The sequence below is a fragment of the Pseudomonas kribbensis genome, assembly GCF_003352185.1.
GTDB lineage: Bacteria > Pseudomonadota > Gammaproteobacteria > Pseudomonadales > Pseudomonadaceae > Aquipseudomonas > Aquipseudomonas kribbensis.
The window spans coordinates 1972134-1993655 of the sequence record NZ_CP029608.1 but is presented as its reverse complement, the minus strand read 5'-3'; the positions used below and the strand labels follow the sequence as shown (position 1 = coordinate 1993655).

Below are 21522 nucleotides of genomic sequence, written 5' to 3'. Positions count from 1 at the left end.
CTGTTTTAATGCCGCTGTCCAACATCCACATCATCCATCAGGACGCCGCCGTACTGGTGGTGAACAAACCGACCCTGTTGCTCTCGGTGCCCGGCCGGGCCGACGACAACAAGGACTGTCTGATCACTCGCCTGCAGGAAAACGGCTACCCGGAAGCGCGCATCGTCCATCGTCTGGACTGGGAAACCTCCGGCATCATCCTGCTAGCCCGCGACGCCGATACCCACCGCGAACTGTCGCGCCAGTTTCACGACCGCGAAACCGAAAAGGCCTACACCGCCCTGGCCTGGGGCCAGCCGGAACTGGACAGCGGCAGCATCGACCTGCCCCTGCGCTACGACCCGCCAACCAAACCACGCCACGTCGTAGACCACGAATTCGGCAAACACGCCCTGACCTTCTGGCGCGTGCTGGAACGTTGCGGCGACTGGTGCCGCGTCGAGCTGACGCCGATCACCGGCCGTTCGCACCAGTTGCGCGTACACATGCTGTCTATCGGTCATCCGTTGCTCGGTGACGGGCTCTACGCTCACGAACAGGCCCTCGCGGCCTGGCCGCGTCTGTGCCTGCACGCCAGCATGCTCAGCTTCACCCACCCACAGTCCGGCGAACGCTTGCGCTTCGAATGCCCGGCTCCGTTTTAAACACTGCCTGACCGGCAGTCGCCTGTTTTAAAGGATTATGTTCCGGATGAGTTGTACTGATTCCCTGGCAACACCCGTCAAGAAGACCCGTCACCAACTGCTTTACCTGATTTACGGCAACCAGGATGTTTACCGGCGCGAAGCCAAGTTCAGCATCCTGACCGCCCTGTCCCAGGCCAAGACCGGCAAACGTCCGGCGATCAGGATCCTCACTGACCGGCCGCAGGACTACGAAGGCTGGCCGGTCGATACCGTGCTGCTCGACGAACCGACACTGACTCGCTGGCTGGGCCACAACGGCTATCACCACCGACGCAAGGCCTGCGCCATCGCCGCCGGCCTGCAACTGGCCGAAAAGACCTTGTTCGTCGATACCGACACCCTGTTCACCAGTGACCCGAACCGCCTGTTCCCGCACATTACTGCCGGGCAGTCGGTGATGGATCGCTTCGAATACGACTGGAAAGATGTCTTCGAGCGCGACGACTACCTGAAGCTCGGTCGCGATCTCGGTGCCCATGGCGTCACCCCGGACAACGGCTTCAAGCTCTACAACAGCGGGCTGTGCGGCGTGACCGACAGCGACGGGGCATTGTTCGAGGAGTCGATCCGCCTGATCGACGAATGGACGGCCGACGGTTTCGAGATCCATACCATCGAACAGGTCGCCCTGTCGTTCGCCATGCGCAAACGGCCGGTGGTCGAAGCCCGCAAGTTCGTCTATCACTACTTTGCGGAAAAGCGCTTTTTCCACGCGATGCAGGCGTTTTTCTTCGCCCAGCACGGCGAGAAGTTCAGCCAGCGGCTGGTGGATCTGTGCAAGGACGTACCAAGGGTCAAACCGTTCCCGTCGGCGTGGCAGCGCCTGAAAATAAAATGGAAGCTGCGCAACCAGAAGGGCACCCTGCGCAAGGTTGGTCGCGATCTGCTGTACGGCAGCGCCGCCCCGGATCATCCGTACTACAGCGCCTGTCGCCATGAATGGTGGGAATGTGCCTCGCGGGAGATTCTTCGCTGGGACGAAAGCCGTCAGAAAAAACTCCTGAACCAGAACCGCTGGCCGCAACAACTGCCTCGCCCGGAAAAAACCGAAGACGAAAAAGTCATCATGTCCTACCTGAAAAAACGCGTGGCCGCCGCTCGTTGATGCGAGCGGTACATGTCATGTCCCAAGCATCAGGCCGATGCGTTAAACTCCCGCCCATTGCTGTCTGGAGCTTCTTATGCGCGAAGAGTTGAACCAAGGCCTGATCGACTTCCTCAAGGCCTCCCCTACCCCGTTTCACGCCACCGCCAGCCTTGTTCAACGCCTGGAGGCCGCCGGTTATGTGCGCCTCGACGAGCGCGAGACCTGGCACACCGAAGCCAATGGCCGTTACTACGTCACCCGTAACGACTCCTCGATCGTCGCGATCAAGATGGGCCGCAACTCCCCGCTGCACGACGGCATCCGTCTGGTAGGCGCCCACACCGACAGCCCGTGCCTGCGGGTCAAGCCGCAACCGGAATTGCAGCGCCAGGGTTTCTGGCAACTGGGCGTTGAAGTCTACGGCGGCGCGCTGCTGGCACCGTGGTTCGACCGCGACCTGTCGCTGGCCGGCCGCGTCACCTTCCGTCGCGATGGCAAGGTCGAAAGCCAGTTGATTGACTTCAAGGCCCCGATCGCAATCATTCCCAACCTGGCGATTCACCTTAATCGTGAAGCCAACCAGGGCTGGGCCATCAACGCCCAGACCGAACTGCCGCCGATTCTCGCGCAGTTCGCCGGTGATGAACGTGTGGATTTCCGCGCCGTATTGACCGATCAACTGGCCCGCGAGCACGGTCTGAATGCAGACGTGGTGCTCGATTACGAGCTGAGCTTCTATGACACCCAGAGCGCTGCGGTCATCGGCCTGAACGGTGACTTCATCGCCGGCGCCCGCCTCGACAACCTGCTGTCGTGCTACGCCGGCCTGCAAGCCCTGCTGACCGCCGACACCGAAGAAACCTGCGTGCTGGTGTGCAACGACCACGAAGAAGTCGGCTCCTGCTCGGCGTGCGGCGCCGACGGCCCGATGCTGGAACAGACCCTGCGTCGCCTGTTGCCCGAAGGTGACGAATTCGTCCGCACCATTCAGAAATCCCTGCTGGTCTCGGCCGACAACGCCCACGGCGTACACCCGAACTACGCCGAAAAGCACGACGCCAATCACGGCCCGAAACTCAACGCCGGCCCGGTGATCAAGGTCAACAGCAACCAGCGCTACGCCACCAACAGCGAAACCGCCGGTTTCTTCCGTCATCTGTGCATGGCCGAAGAAGTCCCGGTACAAAGCTTCGTGGTGCGCAGCGACATGGGCTGCGGCTCGACCATCGGCCCGATCACCGCCAGCCACCTGGGCGTGCGCACCGTCGACATCGGCCTGCCGACGTTCGCCATGCACTCGATCCGCGAACTGTGCGGCAGCCATGACCTGGCGCATCTGGTGAAAGTACTGAGCGCGTTCTACGCCAGCCGCGAATTGCCGTAGTCCTTGATAAAGCATCGCCAGCAGGCTGGCTCCCACAATGGAATACATTTCAAATGTGGGAGCCAGCCTGCTGGCGATGGCAATCGAACAGTCAGCATCACATCCGGATCCGAACCGGCTCATTTCTGATACACATCACCACCGGTCGGCAAAAAGCGACCTAGACTTAAGTCATCCCCTTCGACAAGGCTGTCGCCATGATCTCGATGTCTGCGTTCCACTCCATGCTCATTCCGATCCTGTCCGGAATGATTCTGCTGGCGATCGGCTTCAACTTCCGCGACAAGAACGCCGGCGTGCTCGCCATGTGGATCGGCATGCTGATGATCCTGGCCACCGTGGTCTACAAGATCCTCGCCAAACTCAACGAATAAATCCGCGCCCGGCTCGCATTGATTCTGGCGGGCTCGTACACTCGCCCGATCCGCCCCTTGCGAGGTTGACCGCCTAGTGTTCGCTCGTTTCTTTGCCCTGCCCTGCCTTTTCCTCGTCTGCCTGATGACGCTGCTGCCGTCGGCACCTGCCCACGCGGTGAGCCTGCCCGGCCTGCTCAATGGCTCGAACAAGGTGCAACCGGAAGCCCAGGAACCACTCGGCCAGTCACTCGACGAAGTCATCAAATCCCTGGAAAACGATCAGCAGCGCACCCAGTTGCTGGGCGACCTGAAAAAACTGCGCGACGCCACGAAAAAAGCCCAGGCCACCCCGGAAGAAGGCGTGCTGGGCCTGATCGGCGGCACCCTGGCCAATTTCGAAAAACAGTTCACCGGCAGCGACAGCCCGCTCAATCGCTGGTCCGCCGAATTCGAACTGGCCAAGGATGAACTGTCCGCCCTGATAATGCCGGCCAGCGAATGGCTGCCGATCATCTTCGGCTTCGCCATGATCCTGATGGTCTGGAGCCTGCTCGCCGCTGCGCTGATCTGGCTCGGCCACCGGGTGCGCATGCGCTTCGGCCTGACCGAAGAACTGCCACAACACCCCCGGGCCCTCGACATGTTGCGCTTCGCCCTGCGCAAGCTCGGGCCGTGGATGATTGCCCTGGTCATCACCGTCTACATGAGCTACGCGCTGCCATCATCCCTGGGCAAAAGCCTGGCGATGGTGTTGGCTTACGCACTGGTGGTCGGCACCTGTTTCTCGGCGATCTGTGTGATCGCCTTTTCCGTACTCGACGGCCCGCACCGCCACCGTGCGCTGTACATCCTGCGGCATCAGGCCTTCCGCCCGTTGTGGCTGATCGGCAGCTTCGCCGCGTTCGGTGAAGGGCTGAACGATCCGCGTCTGGTGGCAGGACTGGGCGTACACCTGGCCCACACCGCCGCCACCGTCACCAATGTGCTGGCAGCGCTCTCGACCGGCCTGTTCATCCTGCGCTTCCGCCGCCCCATCGCGCACCTGATCCGCAACCAGCCACTGTCCCGCCGCCTGACCCGCCGCGCCCTCAGCGACACCATCGATATCCTCGGCACCTTCTGGTACGTGCCGGCGCTGGTACTGGTGGGGATTTCCCTGTTCGCCACCTTCGTCTCCGCCGGCGATACCAGCACGGCCTTGCGCCAGTCGCTGATCTGCACCGTGCTGCTGGTGTTGTGCATGGTCATCAACGGCCTCGTCCGCCGCCACGCCCTCAAACCCCAACGCGGGCCAAAACGCCACGCGCTGTATTCCGAACGCCTGAAAAGCTTCTTCTACACCCTCGCGCACCTGCTGGTGTGGCTGGCCTTCATCGAACTCGGCCTGCGGGTCTGGGGCATGTCACTGATCGGCTTCACCGAAGGCGAAGGCCACGACATCAGCGTCAAACTGTTCAGCCTGATCGGCACACTGATCTTCGCGTGGCTGATCTGGATCCTCAGCGACACCGCCGTCCACCACGCCCTCACCCGCTCCCGCAAAGGCCTGGCCAACGCCCGCGCGCAAACCATGATGCCGCTGATCCGCAACGTGCTGTTCGTGGCGATCTTCATCATCGCCCTGATCGTCGCCCTGGCGAACATGGGCATGAACGTCACGCCACTGCTGGCCGGTGCCGGCGTGATCGGCCTGGCGATCGGCTTCGGCGCCCAGTCACTGGTGGCCGACCTGATCACCGGCCTGTTCATCATCATCGAAGACTCCCTGGCCATCGACGACTACGTCGACGTCGGCGGCCACCTTGGCACCGTCGAAGGCCTGACCATCCGCACCGTCCGCCTGCGGGACATTGACGGCATCGTCCACACCATCCCGTTCAGCGAAATCAAAAGCATCAAGAACTACTCCCGGGAATTCGGCTACGCGATCTTCCGCGTAGCGGTGCCGTTCAACATGAACATCGACGAAGCAATCAAACTGATGCGCGAAGTCGGCCAGAAAATGCGCACCGACCCGCTGCAACGCCGCAACATCTGGTCGCCACTGGAGATTCAGGGTGTGGAAAGCTTCGAATCCGGCAACGCAATATTGCGCGCCCGGTTCAAGACCGCACCGATCAAACAGTGGGAAGTTTCACGGGCGTTCAACCTGTCGCTGAAACGGCATCTGGATGAGGCCGGGCTGGATCTGGCGACGCCGAGGATGAATGTGCAGGTGATCACGGCCAGTGGTGGTGTGGAGACTGAAAAATAGTTACCGAAGAAACCCCAATCGGAATGCACTTCGATTGGGGTTCTTTGATTTGGACTTACCCTTTGAATCCGGGCATCCCGTTCTCGGCACGCCAGCTCTTCAGCGTTTGGAGTATGCCTTCAGGACTATCATCCTCGCCATCAAGCGGATAATAAATAATTCCGTTACCCCTTGGGTGATCCACTGCAGAGTCAAACTCTTCAACAAGGACCATGTATTCTTTCTCACTGCAACTAGTTACGTAACATAGACGTTTCAAAAGCTCCAGAAATTCTGACTCCTCATAGTCTTCGAGTTTACGATGCATTTCTTTCTCCTTCACTAGCAGAATGAATTTCCACATGCCGCTTAGGTGTTAGCACTTTTAAATTATCCATATCGTAGACCGCACCTCCATTTTTTATAAAATCCAAATGATGAATTTCATAAACTTTATTACCGCCTACCTGCTCACCAGGAATGGTAAATGGAGAATGCCCGCGCATTAACCGTTCTCTATTGGTATTGCTGAATTGTGAAGATAGTTCGGAGTCCGCCCCTACGGTTTTCCAAAAAGCCTCCCTGAACATTCTGAAATCCCTGAACTGCCGACCTCTCAACTGCTCTGCAATCCGCGCGGGAATCGCCGCACCATTGCCTTGCGAAGCCGCCTCAAGCCACCCTGCCGCCACTGGTTCTCCGTGCCCGGAGGCAATTCCGGAATCGTTTCGCGGATCCCGGAACATGATGTATTGCGGGGGGATGCCGGAATCCGGTGGAAAAACCAGAATCCAGTCATTGAAATCAAAATCTCCCAGATCAGGATGACGATCAATTCGCCCCTCGACAGGGACGATGTTGCCGCCGGTATATCGCGCAGGATCCGGTTCGGGAACGGGCAATACAGTCGAACTGTCAGCCGGCGTAATTGACGGCGTCCATACCAATGTTTCTGATGGAATGTCGGTAGTCGTCGCGCGATAGGTGTTGTCCTGCGGGTTGTGAACGGCAGCAATCACCGGTACGCCGGTGGGAAACCTGACGCCATCGACTGGAATGACCAGCAGTTCGGTGTGATCGCCCTCGCCAGCTCTGGAATTGACACGCACGGGCAGATCCAGAGAACCACCGGTAGCCGCGAGCTGACCGAGATCTGGCATGGGACCGGACAGCAGATCGGACAGCGGCATGCTGACCAGAAACCGCTTGGGCAGCTCACCGTTTCCCAGCGCGGGCGAGTAAACCAGCGCTGCAACCCCCACCACCAAACCCGACACCGTGCCCGCTGCCAGAGCGGATAATCCGGTCGACGCGGAGCGGATGGCCGCCCGTAATCCCGACCTTGCGCTCTCGCTGATGGGAACCGGCCCGGTCGACGTCGAAAATACAAGTTGCGGATTCCAGGCGGCGTCCTGCAAATGGAAGGCCTCAGCCTCCCGACGCGCCCGTTCCGCGTCGAGCAATCGATCCTCAAGCAATTGTCGTGCATGCTCATCGGCTTCACGCCGCGCCTGTTCTTCAGCCTTTTGACGAGCTTCATCAACGGCCGCCTGCCGGGAGATTTCTGCCGCTTGTGCAGCTACACGCGCCTGTTCCTCGGCCATCTGCCGGGCCTGATTCTGCGCAGCGATCAGCGCCTGCTCCTGTGCAATTCGGTTGGCCTCCTGCACTTGCACAGCCGCAATTACATTCCTGACCGTTGCAGACTGACCGTTCAATAGCCCGATGCCTTCTACCAGCAACCTGGCATTGAACAACTCGCTATAGGCCTGGCGAACGCTGACGTTACCGCCACGCCGATTGACCTGTGGTAACCGACCACCATTGAAGAACGTTTCGACCTGCACATGACCAAATCGCTGAATCGCAATGTCCTTCGCCGCGATCAGCGCACCAAACTTTCTGGCGATCAGCGCGTCCCGGAAACGCAGCTCACGCGCCAGCGTGTCCAAGGGAGGCAATAAACTGGAATCACCGCCAGCCCTGACCTGGGCAAGTTCAACTTCAAGGATCTGAGGCAGACTTCCGGAAAATGCCTTATAGGTATTTTCCATATCCAGTATTTCCCCCAAGGGGGCAAAATCAATTGCCGGCCCGGAGCCATCACCGAAACTTGAGTAGTGCACATAAACATCTTGATTGTCCGGCCTCACGATTGAAGCTGGAAGCTCAATTCCACGCCGTGCCATAAATACATTCCTCCTTGAATTAATTGCAGTGCTCGACAACCGGAAACAAATTCAAACATTGCACCCGGTGTCTGGAGAAATGTATGGAAATAACAACCACGGACTGCGGTATATATGTACCTCGCACAAAAAAATCTGTCGCGTCAGATGCAGCCGAACAACAAGTAGGAAACGTCCAGAAATCCAGATCCGGATTCGCCCAATTGAAAAGTCCAACTCAAACAGCAAAACCAACGCTGAAGAGGCACATATCCAGAACACGATGAGCGTTAGCTCGAGAAAAGCTTTTGATCTTTTGTCCCCATCGGCAGGCTGAGTGGAGGGATTCATCCGGGGGTAGGCGCGCAGCGCCGTTTGGCGAAGCCAAACACATCGAGAGGAGGTGCAGCGAAGCAAACCGTAGGCGATGCCCCCGGATGAATCCCGGAGCGAAGGAACCCCGAGCCTCAGCGAGGGGCCGAACGCAGGGGCCAAGCGTTTTGCTTACTTTTGGGCGTCTGCAAAAGTGAGCCGCTGTAAGAGCGGAACCGCCAGCCGCAACACCCGAAGCAACGGATATTCACCCAAAAAAATCAAACTACATCCACACCAACGTGAATCGCATCATGCCGCCAAAACTCCAGATCACAATCAATCAACCGCCCAGCCTGATCATAATTGACCCGAGCAATCCGCAACCCCGGACTCCCCACCGAAACCCGTAAAGCCGCCGCCGCATCCACCGACAACGACGTAGGCACAATCTCGAACCGCACCCGCCCATAATGCAAATCGTAATGCCGCGCATACAGCTCGGTAATCGACTGATTCAGATCAAACTCCAGAATCCCCGGGAAATACTGCGGATTCAGATAATGCTCCACATACAACACCAGCCGCCCATCGATCCGCCGCGACCGACAAATCTGAATCACACTCGACAACGCCGGCAACTGCAACCACGCACACACCGCCGCTGACGCCGGTTGAAGCCGCGCCGAAATCACCTCGGTCGACGGCACCCGCCCCTGCGCACTGACCATCGCGTGAAAGTGGCTGCGCTGCATCAGGTTGTAAGCCAGCCGCGGTGGCGACACGAACCAGCCCCGGCGCTCCTCGCGATAAATCTGCCCTTGCGCCTCCAGTTGTAACAAGGCTTCACGCACCGTAATACGCGTAGTGCCGAACAACTCGCTGAGCTTGCGTTCGGCCGGCAACTTGCTGCCCGCCACGAGCAAACCGTGGTCGAGCTGCTCCTGAAGGATCTGCCCAATGGCTGTCACCGCTTTTGTTGCCTCATCGCGCATCAACGTTACCTATCTGGACTAGACCAGCACTGTTTCGGGGCAAAACCGCACGACTATTGCGCCGTTCGGTCGTGCTGCAAGCCTAGGCAGTGCAGATGACCGAGAGATGACAAAACTACCGAGCGGTCGCGCTGACAACTTGCAATACATCGGCCAAGTCCCTTGCCTGCCGGGACTTTGAGGGTGGTCTACGCTTACCGGGCAGCCGCCTGTACCGGAGAAAATAATCGCTGGCCAGGCATCCGCCGACATCAAAGTGTCATCCAGCCCCCCTACATTGGCTCAGGTATTGCTGACCTAGACCAACACAAACCGCAATCGCAGCGTTGAACACGACCAAGGAGCTTCGGAATGAAACAGCTTTTCCTGGCAACACTGTTAGGCTCGACCATTGCCATGTGCACCGCCGCCATGGCGGCTGATGATCTGAAAACCCTCGAAGCCGCTGCGAAAGCGGAAGGCGCCGTCAACAGCGTCGGCATGCCCGATGACTGGGCCAACTGGAAAGGCACCTGGGAAGACCTGGCCAAGACCTACGGCCTGAAACACATCGACACCGACATGAGCTCGGCCCAGGAAATCGCCAAGTTCGCCGCCGAGAAAGACAACGCCACCGCCGACATCGGCGACGTCGGCGCCGCTTTCGGCCCGATCGCGGTCAAGCAAGGCGTGGTGCAACCGTACAAGCCGACCACCTGGGATCAGGTCCCGGCCTGGGCCAAGGACAAGGACGGCAACTGGGCACTGGCCTACACCGGCACCATCGCTTTCATCGTCAACAAGAAGCTGCTGCACGGTTCCGAAGTACCGACCAAATGGGCTGACCTCAAGGGCGGCAAATACAAGGTCTCCATCGGTGACGTGAGCACCGCTGCACAAGCGGCCAACGGCGTGCTCGCCGCTGCGCTGGCCAACGGCGGCGACGAGAAAAACATCCAGCCGGCCCTGCTGCTGTTCGCAGACATCGCCAAGCAGGGTCGCCTGTCGATGGCCAACCCGACCATCGCCACCATGGAAAAAGGCGAGATCGAAGTCGGCGTGGTCTGGGACTTCAACGGCCTGAGCTACAAGGCCAAGATGGCCAACCCGGATGACTACGTGGTGCTGATCCCGTCCGACGGCTCGGTGATTTCCGGCTACACCACCATCATCAACAAATACGCGAAGAACCCGAACGCCGCCAAGCTGACCCGCGAATACATCTTCAGCGACGCCGGCCAGACCAACCTCGCCCGCGGCAACGCCCGTCCGATCCGCGCCGAGCACCTGACCCTGCCGGAAGACGTGAAAGCCAAGCTGCTGCCGAACGAGCAGTACAAGAAAGTCACGCCGATCAAGGACGCCGATGCGTGGGAAAAAACCTCGAAGGCCCTGCCGCAGAAGTGGAACGAAGAAGTCATCGTAGAAATGAAGTAAGCCCGTAAGTCCCGCTTACGGGATTGCTGGAGATCCCTGTGGGAGCGAGCTTGCTCGCGAATGCGGTCTTTCATTCAACATTGATGTTGGCTGACACGACGCCTTCGCGAGCAAGCTCGCTCCCACAGGGGCTCCCGACTGAATCTGAAATTTTCTGTTTCGCGGAGTTTTTGCCCCTATGAAGCACAACGTCATCCTTGTCGTGCTCGACGGCCTCAATTACGAGGTCGCGCGTCACGCCATGGGGCATCTGCAAGCTTACGTTGGCGCAGGACGCGCCGCGCTCTACCAGTTGGAGTGCGAGCTGCCGGCCCTGTCCCGACCACTTTACGAATGCATCCTCACGGGCGTACCGCCCATCGACAGCGGCATCGTCCACAACAACGTCTCGCGCCTGTCCAACCAGCGCAGCATCTATCACTACGCCCGTGATGCCGGTCTGAAAACCGCCGCCGCGGCGTACCACTGGGTCAGCGAGCTGTACAACCGCTCGCCGTTCGTGGCCGCACGGGATCGCCACACCGATGACCCGACACTGCCGATCCAGTACGGCCACTTTTACTGGAACGATCACTACCCGGACTCGCACCTGTTCGCCGACGCCGAGAACCTGCGCCTGCGCCACGCACCGGACTTTCTGCTGATCCATCCGATGAACATCGACGACGCCGGCCACAAGCACGGCCTCGACACCCCGCAATACCGCAACAGCGCACGCAGTGCCGACATCATCCTCGCCGACTACCTGCAAGGCTGGCTCGACGCCGGTTACCAGGTACTGGTGACCGCCGACCACGGCATGAACAACGATCGCTCGCACAACGGCCTGCTGCCGGAAGAACGCCAGGTGCCGCTGTTTGTGCTCGGTGACGCCTTCAGCCTGAAGGCCGACGCCATGCCGAAGCAGACCGACATCTGCGGCACGGTCTGCGAGCTGCTCGGCGTGCCCCACGACAAACCTGTGTGCCGGGAGTTGCTCAAGTGAACTCAATGACTCGCGGCAAATGGCTGGCCGCCCTGTGCCTGATGCCTTTTGCGCTGTTCTTTATCGTGTTCGAAATCGCCCCGCTGGTCTGGGTGATGATCAACAGCCTGCAATCGGAAGAGTTCGGCTGGGGTTTCGCCAATTTCAGCAAGATCTTCAATTCGAAGTTCTATTTGCAGGCGATCCAGTACAGCCTCGAAATCAGTTTCTGGTCGAGCGTGTTCGGGATCATCATCGCGGTGCTCGGCGCCTACTCCCTGCGTCGGGTCGATTCGAAACTGCGCAATTTCGTCAACGCTTTCGCCAACATGACCAGCAACTTCGCCGGCGTCCCCCTGGCGTTTGCGTTCATCATCCTGCTCGGCTTCAACGGCAGCATCACCATCATGCTGAAACAGGCCGGGATCATTCAGGATTTCAACCTGTACTCGAAAACCGGGCTGATCATCCTCTACACCTACTTCCAGATTCCTCTGGGCGTCCTGCTGCTGTACCCGGCGTTCGATGCCCTGCGTGAAGACTGGCGCGAATCCGCCGTGCTGCTCGGCGCTGACGGCTGGCAGTTCTGGCGTCACATCGGCCTGCCGGTGCTGACCCCGGCCCTGCTCGGCACCTTCGTGATCCTGCTGGCCAACGCCCTCGGTGCCTACGCCACGGTGTACGCGCTGACCACCGGCAACTTCAACGTGCTGCCGATCCGCATTGCGGCGATGGTCTCCGGCGACATTTCCCTCGATCCGAACCTGGCCAGCGCCCTGGCCGTGGTGCTGGTGGCGCTGATGACCCTGGTGACCGTCGTGCATCAACTGCTGCTGAAGAGGAGCTACCATGTCTCGCGCTGAATCCGGCCCGGCCGGCGTCTACCACCGCGTCGTGGTCTATCTGCTGTTCGCCATTCTGCTGTTGCCGCTGCTGGGCACTCTGATCTATTCGATCGCCAGCAGTTGGTCGGCCACCGTGCTGCCCAGCGGCTTCACCTTCAAGTGGTACATCCAGTTGTGGAGCGACCCACGCTTCCTGCACGCCTTCGGCCAGTCGCTGCTGGTGTGCGTCGGCGCGCTGTTCCTCTCGGTGGTGCTGATCCTGCCGCTGCTGTTCGTGGTGCATTACCACTTCCCGAAACTCGATGCGCTGATGAACATCCTGATCCTGCTGCCCTTTGCGGTGCCGCCGGTGGTGTCGTCGGTGGGTCTGTTGCAGCTCTATGGTTCCGGGCCGTTCGCGATGGTCGGCACGCCGTGGATCCTGATCGGTTGCTACTTCACCGTGGCGCTGCCGTTCATGTACCGGGCGATCACCAACAACCTGCAGGCGATCAACCTGCGCGATCTGATGGACGCCGCCCAACTGCTTGGCGCCAGCACCTTCCAGGCGGCTTTCCTGGTGGTGCTGCCGAACCTGCGCAAGGGCCTGATGGTCGCGTTGCTGCTGTCGTTCTCGTTTCTGTTCGGTGAGTTCGTGTTCGCCAACATCCTGGTCGGCACCCGCTACGAAACCCTGCAGGTTTATCTGAACAACATGCGCAACAGCAGCGGTCACTTCACCAGTGCGCTGGTGATTTCCTACTTCTTTTTCGTGCTGGTCCTGACCTGGGTCGCCAACATCTTGAACAAGGACAAAAGCGAATGAGCTATGTCAGCGTCCAACACCTTCAGAAAAACTACGCCGGCACCACGGTGTTCAGCGACATCAACTGCGAAATCCAGAAGGGTGAGTTCGTCACCCTGCTCGGCCCGTCCGGTTGCGGCAAATCCACGCTGCTGCGCTGCATCGCCGGCCTAACGCCGGTGGATGGCGGCAAGATTTTGCTCGATGGCGTCGACATCGTGCCGCTCACTCCGCAGAAACGCGGGATCGGCATGGTGTTCCAGAGCTATGCGCTGTTCCCCAACATGACCGTGGAGCAGAACGTCGCCTTTGGTCTGCGTATGCAAAAGGTCAATCCGGACGACAGCCACAAGCGTGTCACCGAGGCGTTGAAACTGGTTGAACTCAACGACTTCGCCAGTCGTTATCCGCATCAACTCTCCGGCGGTCAGTGTCAGCGTGTCGCCCTCGCCCGCTCGCTGGTTACCCGTCCGCGTCTGTTGCTGCTGGATGAACCCTTGTCGGCTCTCGATGCACGGATTCGCAAACATCTGCGTGAACAGATCCGTCAGATCCAGCGCGAACTCGGCCTGACCACGATTTTCGTCACCCACGATCAGGAAGAAGCCCTGACCATGTCTGACCGGATTTTCCTGATGAATCAGGGAAAGATCGTACAAAGCGGCGACGCCGAAACCCTCTACACCGCACCGGTCGACGTGTTTGCCGCCGGCTTCATCGGCAACTACAACCTGCTGGATGCCGAGAGTGCCTCGAAGCTGTTGCAGCGGCCGATCAGCCACCGCATCGCGATTCGCCCGGAGGCCATCGAACTGAGCCTCAACGGCGAACTCGATGCGCAGATTCGCAGCCACAGCCTGCTGGGCAACGTGATCCGCTACCGCATCGAGGCCCGAGGCGTGGAACTGGTGGTGGATGTGCTCAACCGTTCGGCGGCGGATCTGCATCCCGACGGTCAGCGCCTGGCGCTTTCCATCGATCCGACAGCCCTGTGTGAGGTAGCTTGAAAACAGCTGCAAGCTGCGAGCTACAAGCTTCAAGCTGTAGACTGCGGCGTACCTGATTCCAACTCTTGCTGCTTGAAGCTTGTAGCTCGCAGCTGTTCTCGGAGAGAACCGATGGCCCTGGCAATTTTTGATCTGGACGAAACCCTGATCCACGGCGACTGCGCCACCCTCTGGAGCGAGCAGATGGGCCGCCTGGGCTGGGTCGATCCCGAGTCGTTCATGTGCAAGAACAATGAACTCATGGACGCCTACAGCCATGGCAAGTTGCGCATGGAAGACTACATGGAGTTCAGCCTCGAACCGCTGATCGGTCGCACCCCGGAAGAAGTCGAGCATCTGGTCGGGCCCTGGGTGGAAGACTTCATCGAGCCGATCATCTTCAGCGACGCGACCAAAACCATCGCCGCCCACCGCAAGGCCGGCGACCGGATTCTGGTGATCTCGGCCTCGGGCACACACCTGGTCAAACCGATTGCCGAACGACTGGGCATCGATGAAGTTCTGGGCATCGAGCTGGAAGTGGCCCATGGCGTGTACAGCGGCCACACCGTGGGCACACTGACCTACCGCGAAGGCAAGATCACCCGTTTGCTGGAGTGGCTGGACGCCGAAGAGGAAAACCTTGAGGGCGCAAGCTTCTATTCCGACTCACGCAATGACCTGCCGCTGCTGCTGAAAGTGGATTTCCCGCACGTGGTCAATCCGGATCCGGTGTTGCGCGAGCAAGCCGAGAAATCCGGGTGGCCGATTCATCTCTGGAAGTAAGCGATTGTCTTGTGGGAGCACATTTGCTCCCACAAGCTTCGGTGATCAGCTCAGACTGTCGTCGATCACCAGTACCAACTTCCCGGCGACCGTGTTGCTCGCCAGCTCGGCGAATGCCGCTTCGGCATCCTTGATCGCAAAGGTCCTGGCCAGTTGCGGCTTCAGGCGCCCTTCGGAAAACAGCGGCCACACATGCTGGCTCAGGTCGCTGAACAGATCCGCCTTGAACTGATCGTCACGGCTGCGCAGGGTCGAGCCCAGCAGCTGCACACGCTTGGCCAGCACCTGGGCCAGATCGAGTTTCGCTTCGCGGCCACCCATCAGGCCGATCAGCACCCAACGTCCATCCTGAGCCATCAGCTTGAGATTCAATGCGGAATAATTGCCGCCGACCGGATCCAGGATCACATCGAACGGCCCGAAGTCCCGCAGGCTTTCCAGATCGTCAGTGCGCACCACACCGCCCTGGGCGCCCAGCGCTTCACAGTAGGCCAAACGCTCGGCCGATCCGACGCTGACCCAGCACGGATTGCCAAACGCCTTGCACAGTTGAATGGCGGCAGAACCGATGCCACTGGCGCCGGCATGCAGAAGAACTTTCTCACCCGGTTTGAGCGCAGCGAGTTGAAACACATTCAGCCAGACCGTCGCGTACACCTCAGGCAGTGCAGCCGCTTCAATCAGCGACACCCCTTCCGGAACCGGCAGCACATGCCGCCCGTCGACGACCACTTCTTCGGCCATCCCTCCCCCGGCCAGCAAGGCGCAGACCCGATCACCGACCTGCCAGGACGAGCCAGCGCCGACTTCGCTGATCACTCCGGAGCATTCAAGCCCCAGCACCTGACTGGCACCCGGTGGCGGTGGATAAAGCCCCGCCTTCTGTAATAAATCCGCGCGATTGAGGCCCGCTGCCGCCACCCGGATGCGAACTTGTCCTACATCACACGCAGGACTCGGCTCATCAACCCATGCCACTTGACCTTCAACGCCTTGCAATGCCTTCACAGTGCCTCCATAGTGAGTCTGGACTGAGCCCGAAGCTGTAGCGCCGGGCTTTTTGCATTATGCGACCGGCCCTGGGGTCTGAACGATCGCTGAACAGCAGTTATCGTACAGAGCGTAGAGGTACCGGCGACTTCAAAGACGGCCTAATATGCGTTATCAATTGTCCCCGCGTCGAATCAGCATGAAGCATCTGCTCCCCAGCACCGCCCTCGCTCTTTTCATCGGTATCGGCCTCTTGCCGGTGTCGGGCAGCACATTCGCAGCCAACAGCTGGGACAAGTTGCAGCCTGATCGCGATGAAGTGATTGCCAGTCTGAACGTCGTCGAGTTGCTCAAGCGCCACCACTACAGCAAGCCGCCACTCGATGATGCGCGCTCGGCGATCATCTACGACAGCTACATCAAGCTGCTGGACCCGTCGCGCAGCTACTTCATGGCCAGCGACATCGCCGAATTCGACAAGTGGAAGTACCAGTTCGACGACTTCCTCAAGAGCGGCGACCTCAACGCCGGCTTCACCATCTACAAGCGTTATCTGGACCGCGTGAAGGCGCGTCTGGACTTCGCCATCGCCGAGCTGGACAAAGGCGTCGACAAGATGGACTTCACCACGAAGGAAACCTTGCTGATCGATCGCAAGGACGCTCCGTGGCTCAAATCCACTGCCGAGCTTGACGACCTGTGGCGCAAACGCGTCAAGGACGAAGTGCTGCGGCAGAAGATCGCCGGCAAAGAGCCGAAGCAGATCCAGGAAACCCTGACCAAGCGCTACAAGAACCAGTTGGCGCGTCTGGACCAGACCCGTGCCGAAGACATCTTCCAGGCGTACATCAACACCTTCGCCATGTCTTACGATCCGCACACCAACTATCTGTCGCCGGATAACGCGGAAAACTTCGACATCAACATGAGCCTGTCCCTCGAGGGCATCGGCGCCGTGTTGCAGAGCGACAACGATCAGGTGAAGGTCGTGCGTCTGGTGCCGGCAGGTCCTGCCGACAAGACCAAGCAGGTTGCTCCTGCCGACAAGATCATCGGCGTTGCCCAGGGCAACAAAGAGATGGTCGACGTGGTCGGCTGGCGCCTGGACGAAGTGGTCAAGCTGATCCGCGGTCCGAAAGGCACCGTGGTGCGTCTGGAAGTCATCCCGGCCAGCAATGCACCGAACGACCAGACCAGCAAGATCGTGCCGATCACCCGTGAAGCGGTGAAGCTCGAAGACCAGGCCGTGAAGAAATCCATCCTGAGCCTCAAACAGGACGGCAAGGACTACAAGCTCGGCGTGATCGAGATTCCGGCCTTCTACCTGGACTTCAAGGCGTTCCGTGCCGGTGATCCGGATTACAAGAGCACCACTCGCGACGTCAAGAAACTGCTGACCGAACTGCAGAAAGAGAAAGTCGACGGCGTGGTCATCGACCTGCGCAACAACGGCGGCGGTTCCCTGCAGGAAGCTACCGAGCTGACCAGCCTGTTCATCGACAAGGGCCCTACCGTGCTCGTGCGTAACGCCGATGGCCGGGTCGATGTGCTCGAAGATGAAAACCCGGGCGCGTTCTACAAAGGCCCGATGGCACTGCTGGTCAACCGCCTGTCCGCCTCGGCTTCGGAGATCTTCGCCGGCGCCATGCAGGACTACCACCGCGCGCTGATCATCGGTGGCCAGACCTTCGGCAAAGGCACCGTGCAGACCATTCAGCCGCTGAACCATGGCGAACTGAAACTGACCCTGGCCAAGTTCTACCGGGTTTCCGGCCAGAGCACCCAGCATCAGGGCGTACTGCCGGACATCGACTACCCGTCGATCATCGACACCAAGGAAATCGGCGAGAGCGCCCTGCCGGAAGCCATGCCGTGGGACACCATCCGCGCGGCAATCAAACCGGCGGTCGACCCGTTCAAGCCGTATCTGGCCCAGCTCAAGTCCGAGCATGACGCCCGTTCGGCCAAGGACGCGGAGTTCGTGTTCATCCGCGACAAGCTGGCCCTGGCGCAGAAGCTGCTGGAAGAGAAAACCGTCAGCCTCAATGAAGCCGATCGTCGCGCCCAGCACGCCGACATCGACGCCAAGCAACTGGCGATGGAAAACATCCGTCGCAAGGCCAAAGGCGAAGAACCGCTCAAAGAGCTGAAGAAAGAAGACGACGACGCCCTCGCGGCAGCCGAGCCGGACAAGGTCAAACCGGAAGACGACGCCTACCTGAGCGAGACCGGGCGCGTGCTGCTGGATTACCTGAAGCTGAGCAATCAGGTGGCCAAGAAGTAAGGTGATGGCAATTTAATGGTGACGATCCCCGGATCGTCATCAAACAGTCATCATTCTGTCGTGCAATAAAGGACTGGGAGCGGTTCTCTTCATCGAGAGCGCTCCCAGTCCTTTTTTTATCGCCAGAGATTGCCATGACCACGACCGAACAGCTGAGTGCCTTGAGCTCGATCCTGACTCAAAGCGGTTTGCACAGCCTGTTCCAGCCGATCATTTGCCTCTCTGAACGACGCATTCTCGGCTATGAGGCCCTGACTCGCGGCCCGTCCAACAGCCCGCTGCACTCCCCCATCGCCCTGTTCGCCGTTGCCCGCCAGGCCGGGCGTTTGAGCGAACTGGAAATCGCCTGCCGCCAAAGCGCGTGCCGTCGTTTCAACGAACAGCAACTTCCGGGCAAACTGTTTCTCAACGTCTCTCCCGAATCCCTGCTCGAAGCCGCGCACCAGCCGGGGCGCACGCTGCAACTGCTGCAGGATTTCGGCATTCCACCGAGCCAGGTGGTGATCGAACTCACCGAGCAGACGCCGATCGATGACTTTCAGTTACTGCAAACGGCACTGCATCACTACCGGGCGATGGGTTTTTCGATTGCACTGGACGATCTTGGCGCGGGTTATTCAAGCCTGCGCCTGTGGTCGGAGCTACGGCCGGATTACGTGAAGATCGATCGGCACTTTATCGACGGCATTCATCAGGATGCGCTGAAGCGCGAGTTCGTCGGATCGATCCTGCAAATCGCCAAGGCCTCCCGGGCCCAGGTAATTGCCGAAGGTATCGAATTGCCGGAAGAGCTGGCGGTGCTGACCGAGATGGGGGTGGATCTGGTCCAGGGCTACCTGCTCGGGCGCCCGCAGGAACACCCTCCACGCGACGCCCGGGCCTTGATGCCCAAACACGACAGCAGCGCAGTGGCGCTGAATGACGAAGGTAGCGACCTCAGCGCCCTGCTCAATGATCAGCCGGCCGTGAATCGCGACACACCCACCGCCACCGTCCTCGAAGCGTTTCGTCGTCAGGCCAACCTGAACTCGCTGGCGGTGCTCGACGAACAAGGCCAGCCCTGCGGCATCGTGCATCGCCATTCATTGTCCGACGCGCTGCTCAAGCCATTCGCCACCGACCTGTTCGCCCGCAAACCGATCAGCCGCCTGATGAACGACGACTTCCTCGCCGTGGAAATGAGCCAGTCGCTGCAACAAGTCAGCCGCCTGATCACCAGCCGCGCCCGGCAACGCATTGAAGAAGATTTCATCATCACCCTCAACGGCAGCTACCTGGGCCTGGGCCGGGTGATTGACGTGCTCAAACTGATTACCGAGCTGAAAATCCAGCAGGCTCGGTATGCCAACCCACTGACTCTGCTACCCGGCAACGTACCGATCCAGCAATGCCTGACACGGTTGCTGCAACAGGGACGGGAGTCGGTTATTTGCTATGTCGATATCGATAGCTTCAAACCCTTTAACGATATCTATGGGTATGGGCGTGGGGATGAGGTGTTGTTGTGTCTGGCGCAATGCCTGAACGAACGCGTCGACCCATCCCGTGATTTCGTCGGGCATATTGGCGGGGATGATTTCCTGTTGGTGCTCGGCCCGGAGGATTGGCGTAAACGGCTGAACCAATTGCTGGATGATTTTCAGAGTCAATGCCGACGGTTTTACCGGCCCGAACACCTTGAGGCTGGGTGTTTTGTTGCGCCGAATCGCCAGGGTATTCGGCAGGAGTTTCCGTTGCTTTCATTGTCCATTGGCGTGGTGCATTTGCATCCTGAGGCTTGTGCGCAGCTGGATGCGAGCCAGTTGGCAGAGATGGCTTCGCAGGCGAAGCATCATGCGAAGAATGTGCCGGGGTATAGTGTGCATGTTATCGACAGCCTGTTCGCGCAGACACCTGTAGAAGCACTTACACTCGGTCATCGGTGATTCAACATATCTGAAACTCGCGCCACCAATATTTCATCCTATAAACGCCCCCAAAACTTAAAAAATCGCAGTGGACACCAATTCGCGCCTACCAAGTTGATGAGTCTTCTTGACTGGCTTTGTAAAGCTCGTCCATCCATGCTTCGGACAACTGAAAGTACATGCTTTCGAAAAACGCTTTAGGGTCATTCATCTCATCCCAGCCGTCTGGTAACAAGGAGTGCGAGTATGGATCATGCTCCAGCACCTCCTGAAAGACATCGCCACTTTTTTCAAGCGCCTCTCCCAACACAGCAAACAAAACGAATTTATGCCGATAGCTCAGTTTCGAGAAACGCTCGATTACGCACCTAGAGATTAAAATACTTCTGTCTGCTGGATCCTCAGGATCGTACGCAGCCAGCGTCTCACCCAAGCTCTCCTCGCGATCATATATATCAAACCCACCGAGAAAGTGAGACAGCCGTGGACGATAAGGAACATCAAGATAAGGATGCATCAACATTATACTTTCTCTATCGGATAAAGAGCCCAAGGCTCCAGAGTCTCGAAATCAAACCTCATTTCAAAACCATGCATTTCAGGGATGTAGCGTGGATTAGATGGATCTGCAGGATTTGGCTCATATCCTTCACCTATATTTTCAGTCTCCATTCTCACTACCAAATTCCCCATACTATCCTCTCCTGTGAAGCGGGGCATTTTTCTGGATTCTCTTGTCACAGCCTCGTTATATGCATTCCTCTGCGCTCTATGACTCAAAAAGCGAGAGCTATGAACCCCTCGGATTTTTTCAACTTTAGCAACAGGCCCCTCATTTAATTCTTGTTTATGACTAGCCAACTCTTCAACTTCCTGAAACTGAAGCTTCGCCCTTTGCATCATAAACATCCCTATACATTTACAACAAAACAAAACCCTTGATAAAAAACCAACTTTACGATTCTGCTCAACCACAACACCACCCCTTCTTAAATTCACCTTCTTATCCAATGGATAACAAAGCCACTAACAACCCCAAAAACACTTAAACATCATTATTTGAAGCCTCACTAACAAGTACAGAAACGTGCTTCAACCACGCGCTTCCGTCTTGCCACTCATTCCAGTAGCAATAGCAACAACCATTCTTCTTCAGCAAAAAATCTCGAGTTTCATTTTCTGAAATTTTCATCGCCAAAAGAGAATCGATTTCCTTTACCAATTTCTCAAGTACGCGAGTTTCCGATTCCGCTATGAAAGATTTAACAACATCATCTGCCGAGTCAAATTCGCACATCCAGTCCTCATGAAAATAGGCCCCGAGAAACTGAAGCAGGCT

Annotated in this window: 19 protein-coding genes and 1 pseudogene; 13 read left to right on the top strand and 7 right to left on the bottom strand. The window is 58.6% G+C overall.

Going from position 1 to position 21522, the window contains the following annotated elements; all coding sequences use genetic code 11:
- Nucleotides 1-8: 8 nt before the first annotated feature.
- From DLD99_RS09300 to DLD99_RS09285, 5 genes are all read left to right on the top strand, one after another.
- A complete protein-coding gene (locus tag DLD99_RS09300) occupies nt 9-644 on the top strand; it encodes an RluA family pseudouridine synthase (RefSeq protein ID WP_038367008.1) in 636 nt (211 codons plus the stop codon).
- A gap of 46 nt (nt 645-690) precedes the next feature.
- Nucleotides 691-1791 (top strand): hypothetical protein, encoded by a 1101-nt coding sequence (locus tag DLD99_RS09295; RefSeq protein WP_114881989.1) that lies wholly within the window; start codon nt 691-693, stop codon nt 1789-1791.
- 76 nt (nt 1792-1867) lie between these two features.
- Complete coding sequence (locus tag DLD99_RS09290) at nt 1868-3157, top strand: M18 family aminopeptidase (protein WP_085710626.1); 1290 nt, start codon at nt 1868-1870, stop codon at nt 3155-3157.
- Between the two features lie 197 nt (nt 3158-3354).
- Nucleotides 3355-3531 (top strand): hypothetical protein, encoded by a 177-nt coding sequence (locus DLD99_RS29200; RefSeq protein WP_167443765.1) that lies wholly within the window; start codon nt 3355-3357, stop codon nt 3529-3531.
- A gap of 76 nt (nt 3532-3607) precedes the next feature.
- The gene (locus DLD99_RS09285; protein WP_114881988.1) at nt 3608-5767 is read left to right on the top strand and encodes a mechanosensitive ion channel family protein; all 2160 of its coding nucleotides are present in this window, start codon (nt 3608-3610) and stop codon (nt 5765-5767) included.
- Between the two features lie 55 nt (nt 5768-5822).
- Here DLD99_RS09285 and DLD99_RS09280 read toward each other — a convergent pair whose 3' ends face one another.
- The 3 genes from DLD99_RS09280 to DLD99_RS09270 form a co-directional block, all read right to left on the bottom strand.
- Nucleotides 5823-6074, bottom strand: a complete 252-nt coding sequence (locus tag DLD99_RS09280; protein WP_208647518.1) for a bacteriocin immunity protein — start codon at nt 6072-6074, stop codon at nt 5823-5825.
- Entirely contained in the window at nt 6064-7935 is a 1872-nt protein-coding gene (locus tag DLD99_RS09275) for an S-type pyocin domain-containing protein (RefSeq protein ID WP_114881986.1), read from the bottom strand. The genes DLD99_RS09280 and DLD99_RS09275 overlap by 11 nt, the downstream gene beginning before the upstream one ends.
- 572 nt (nt 7936-8507) lie before the next feature.
- Nucleotides 8508-9221 carry a UTRA domain-containing protein gene (locus tag DLD99_RS09270; RefSeq protein ID WP_114881985.1) on the bottom strand — a complete coding sequence of 238 codons (714 nt, stop codon included), beginning with the start codon at nt 9219-9221 and terminating at the stop codon, nt 8508-8510.
- 351 nt (nt 9222-9572) lie between these two features.
- Here DLD99_RS09270 and DLD99_RS09265 point away from each other — a divergent pair, with 351 nt between their 5' ends.
- From DLD99_RS09265 to DLD99_RS09235, 6 genes are all read left to right on the top strand, one after another.
- The gene (locus DLD99_RS09265) at nt 9573-10637 is read left to right on the top strand and encodes an ABC transporter substrate-binding protein (RefSeq protein WP_085710620.1); all 1065 of its coding nucleotides are present in this window, start codon (nt 9573-9575) and stop codon (nt 10635-10637) included.
- Nucleotides 10638-10815: 178 nt separating this feature from the next.
- Nucleotides 10816-11622: an alkaline phosphatase family protein gene (locus DLD99_RS09255; protein WP_114881983.1), complete on the top strand. Its 807-nt coding sequence runs from the start codon at nt 10816-10818 to the stop codon at nt 11620-11622.
- A gap of 5 nt (nt 11623-11627) precedes the next feature.
- Nucleotides 11628-12464 (top strand): ABC transporter permease, encoded by an 837-nt coding sequence (locus DLD99_RS09250; RefSeq protein ID WP_162803523.1) that lies wholly within the window; start codon nt 11628-11630, stop codon nt 12462-12464.
- On the top strand, nt 12451-13251 hold the full coding sequence (locus DLD99_RS09245; protein WP_114881981.1) for an ABC transporter permease: 801 nt from the start codon (nt 12451-12453) through the stop codon (nt 13249-13251). Before DLD99_RS09250 ends, DLD99_RS09245 begins: the two co-directional genes overlap by 14 nt.
- Nucleotides 13248-14237 carry an ABC transporter ATP-binding protein gene (locus tag DLD99_RS09240; protein WP_085732330.1) on the top strand — a complete coding sequence of 330 codons (990 nt, stop codon included), beginning with the start codon at nt 13248-13250 and terminating at the stop codon, nt 14235-14237. The genes DLD99_RS09245 and DLD99_RS09240 overlap by 4 nt, the downstream gene beginning before the upstream one ends.
- Nucleotides 14238-14348: 111 nt before the next feature.
- On the top strand, nt 14349-15002 hold the full coding sequence (locus DLD99_RS09235) for an HAD family hydrolase (RefSeq protein ID WP_114881980.1): 654 nt from the start codon (nt 14349-14351) through the stop codon (nt 15000-15002).
- 45 nt (nt 15003-15047) lie between these two features.
- On the opposite strand, the gene DLD99_RS09230 is transcribed toward DLD99_RS09235, so the two are convergent.
- On the bottom strand, nt 15048-16010 hold the full coding sequence (locus DLD99_RS09230; protein ID WP_114881979.1) for a zinc-binding dehydrogenase: 963 nt from the start codon (nt 16008-16010) through the stop codon (nt 15048-15050).
- 181 nt (nt 16011-16191) lie between these two features.
- Between DLD99_RS09230 and DLD99_RS09225 the strand changes: the two genes are divergently transcribed.
- Nucleotides 16192-18276, top strand: coding sequence for a carboxy terminal-processing peptidase (locus DLD99_RS09225; RefSeq protein ID WP_162803468.1), 2085 nt, complete (start codon nt 16192-16194; stop codon nt 18274-18276).
- Nucleotides 18277-18410: 134 nt separating this feature from the next.
- Complete coding sequence (locus DLD99_RS09220; RefSeq protein WP_114881978.1) at nt 18411-20201, top strand: bifunctional diguanylate cyclase/phosphodiesterase; 1791 nt, start codon at nt 18411-18413, stop codon at nt 20199-20201.
- An 88-nt stretch (nt 20202-20289) separates the two neighbouring features.
- Here the strand turns inward: DLD99_RS09220 and DLD99_RS09215 are convergent, their stop codons facing one another.
- From DLD99_RS09215 to DLD99_RS09205, 3 genes and pseudogenes are all read right to left on the bottom strand, one after another.
- Nucleotides 20290-20706, bottom strand: coding sequence for a hypothetical protein (locus DLD99_RS09215; protein ID WP_114881977.1), 417 nt, complete (start codon nt 20704-20706; stop codon nt 20290-20292).
- Nucleotides 20706-21158 carry a hypothetical protein gene (locus tag DLD99_RS29355; protein ID WP_244220784.1) on the bottom strand — a complete coding sequence of 151 codons (453 nt, stop codon included), beginning with the start codon at nt 21156-21158 and terminating at the stop codon, nt 20706-20708. The genes DLD99_RS09215 and DLD99_RS29355 overlap by 1 nt, the downstream gene beginning before the upstream one ends.
- A 70-nt stretch (nt 21159-21228) precedes the next feature.
- A pseudogene (locus DLD99_RS09205) lies at nt 21229-21471 on the bottom strand (contact-dependent growth inhibition system immunity protein); the annotation flags it as partial.
- Nucleotides 21472-21522 lie beyond the last annotated feature (51 nt).

Coding starts and splice junctions, on each gene's coding strand:
- DLD99_RS09300 (WP_038367008.1), top strand. CDS start 9: ATGCCGCTGTCCAACATCCACATCATCCATCAGGACGCCGCCGTACTG.
- DLD99_RS09295 (WP_114881989.1), top strand. CDS start 691: ATGAGTTGTACTGATTCCCTGGCAACACCCGTCAAGAAGACCCGTCAC.
- DLD99_RS09290 (WP_085710626.1), top strand. CDS start 1,868: ATGCGCGAAGAGTTGAACCAAGGCCTGATCGACTTCCTCAAGGCCTCC.
- DLD99_RS29200 (WP_167443765.1), top strand. CDS start 3,355: ATGATCTCGATGTCTGCGTTCCACTCCATGCTCATTCCGATCCTGTCC.
- DLD99_RS09280 (WP_208647518.1), bottom strand. CDS start 6,074: ATGCATCGTAAACTCGAAGACTATGAGGAGTCAGAATTTCTGGAGCTT.
- DLD99_RS09275 (WP_114881986.1), bottom strand. CDS start 7,935: ATGGCACGGCGTGGAATTGAGCTTCCAGCTTCAATCGTGAGGCCGGAC.
- DLD99_RS09270 (WP_114881985.1), bottom strand. CDS start 9,221: ATGCGCGATGAGGCAACAAAAGCGGTGACAGCCATTGGGCAGATCCTT.
- DLD99_RS09265 (WP_085710620.1), top strand. CDS start 9,573: ATGAAACAGCTTTTCCTGGCAACACTGTTAGGCTCGACCATTGCCATG.
- DLD99_RS09255 (WP_114881983.1), top strand. CDS start 10,816: ATGAAGCACAACGTCATCCTTGTCGTGCTCGACGGCCTCAATTACGAG.
- DLD99_RS09250 (WP_162803523.1), top strand. CDS start 11,628: ATGACTCGCGGCAAATGGCTGGCCGCCCTGTGCCTGATGCCTTTTGCG.
- DLD99_RS09245 (WP_114881981.1), top strand. CDS start 12,451: ATGTCTCGCGCTGAATCCGGCCCGGCCGGCGTCTACCACCGCGTCGTG.
- DLD99_RS09240 (WP_085732330.1), top strand. CDS start 13,248: ATGAGCTATGTCAGCGTCCAACACCTTCAGAAAAACTACGCCGGCACC.
- DLD99_RS09235 (WP_114881980.1), top strand. CDS start 14,349: ATGGCCCTGGCAATTTTTGATCTGGACGAAACCCTGATCCACGGCGAC.
- DLD99_RS09225 (WP_162803468.1), top strand. CDS start 16,192: ATGAAGCATCTGCTCCCCAGCACCGCCCTCGCTCTTTTCATCGGTATC.
- DLD99_RS09220 (WP_114881978.1), top strand. CDS start 18,411: ATGACCACGACCGAACAGCTGAGTGCCTTGAGCTCGATCCTGACTCAA.
- DLD99_RS09215 (WP_114881977.1), bottom strand. CDS start 20,706: ATGTTGATGCATCCTTATCTTGATGTTCCTTATCGTCCACGGCTGTCT.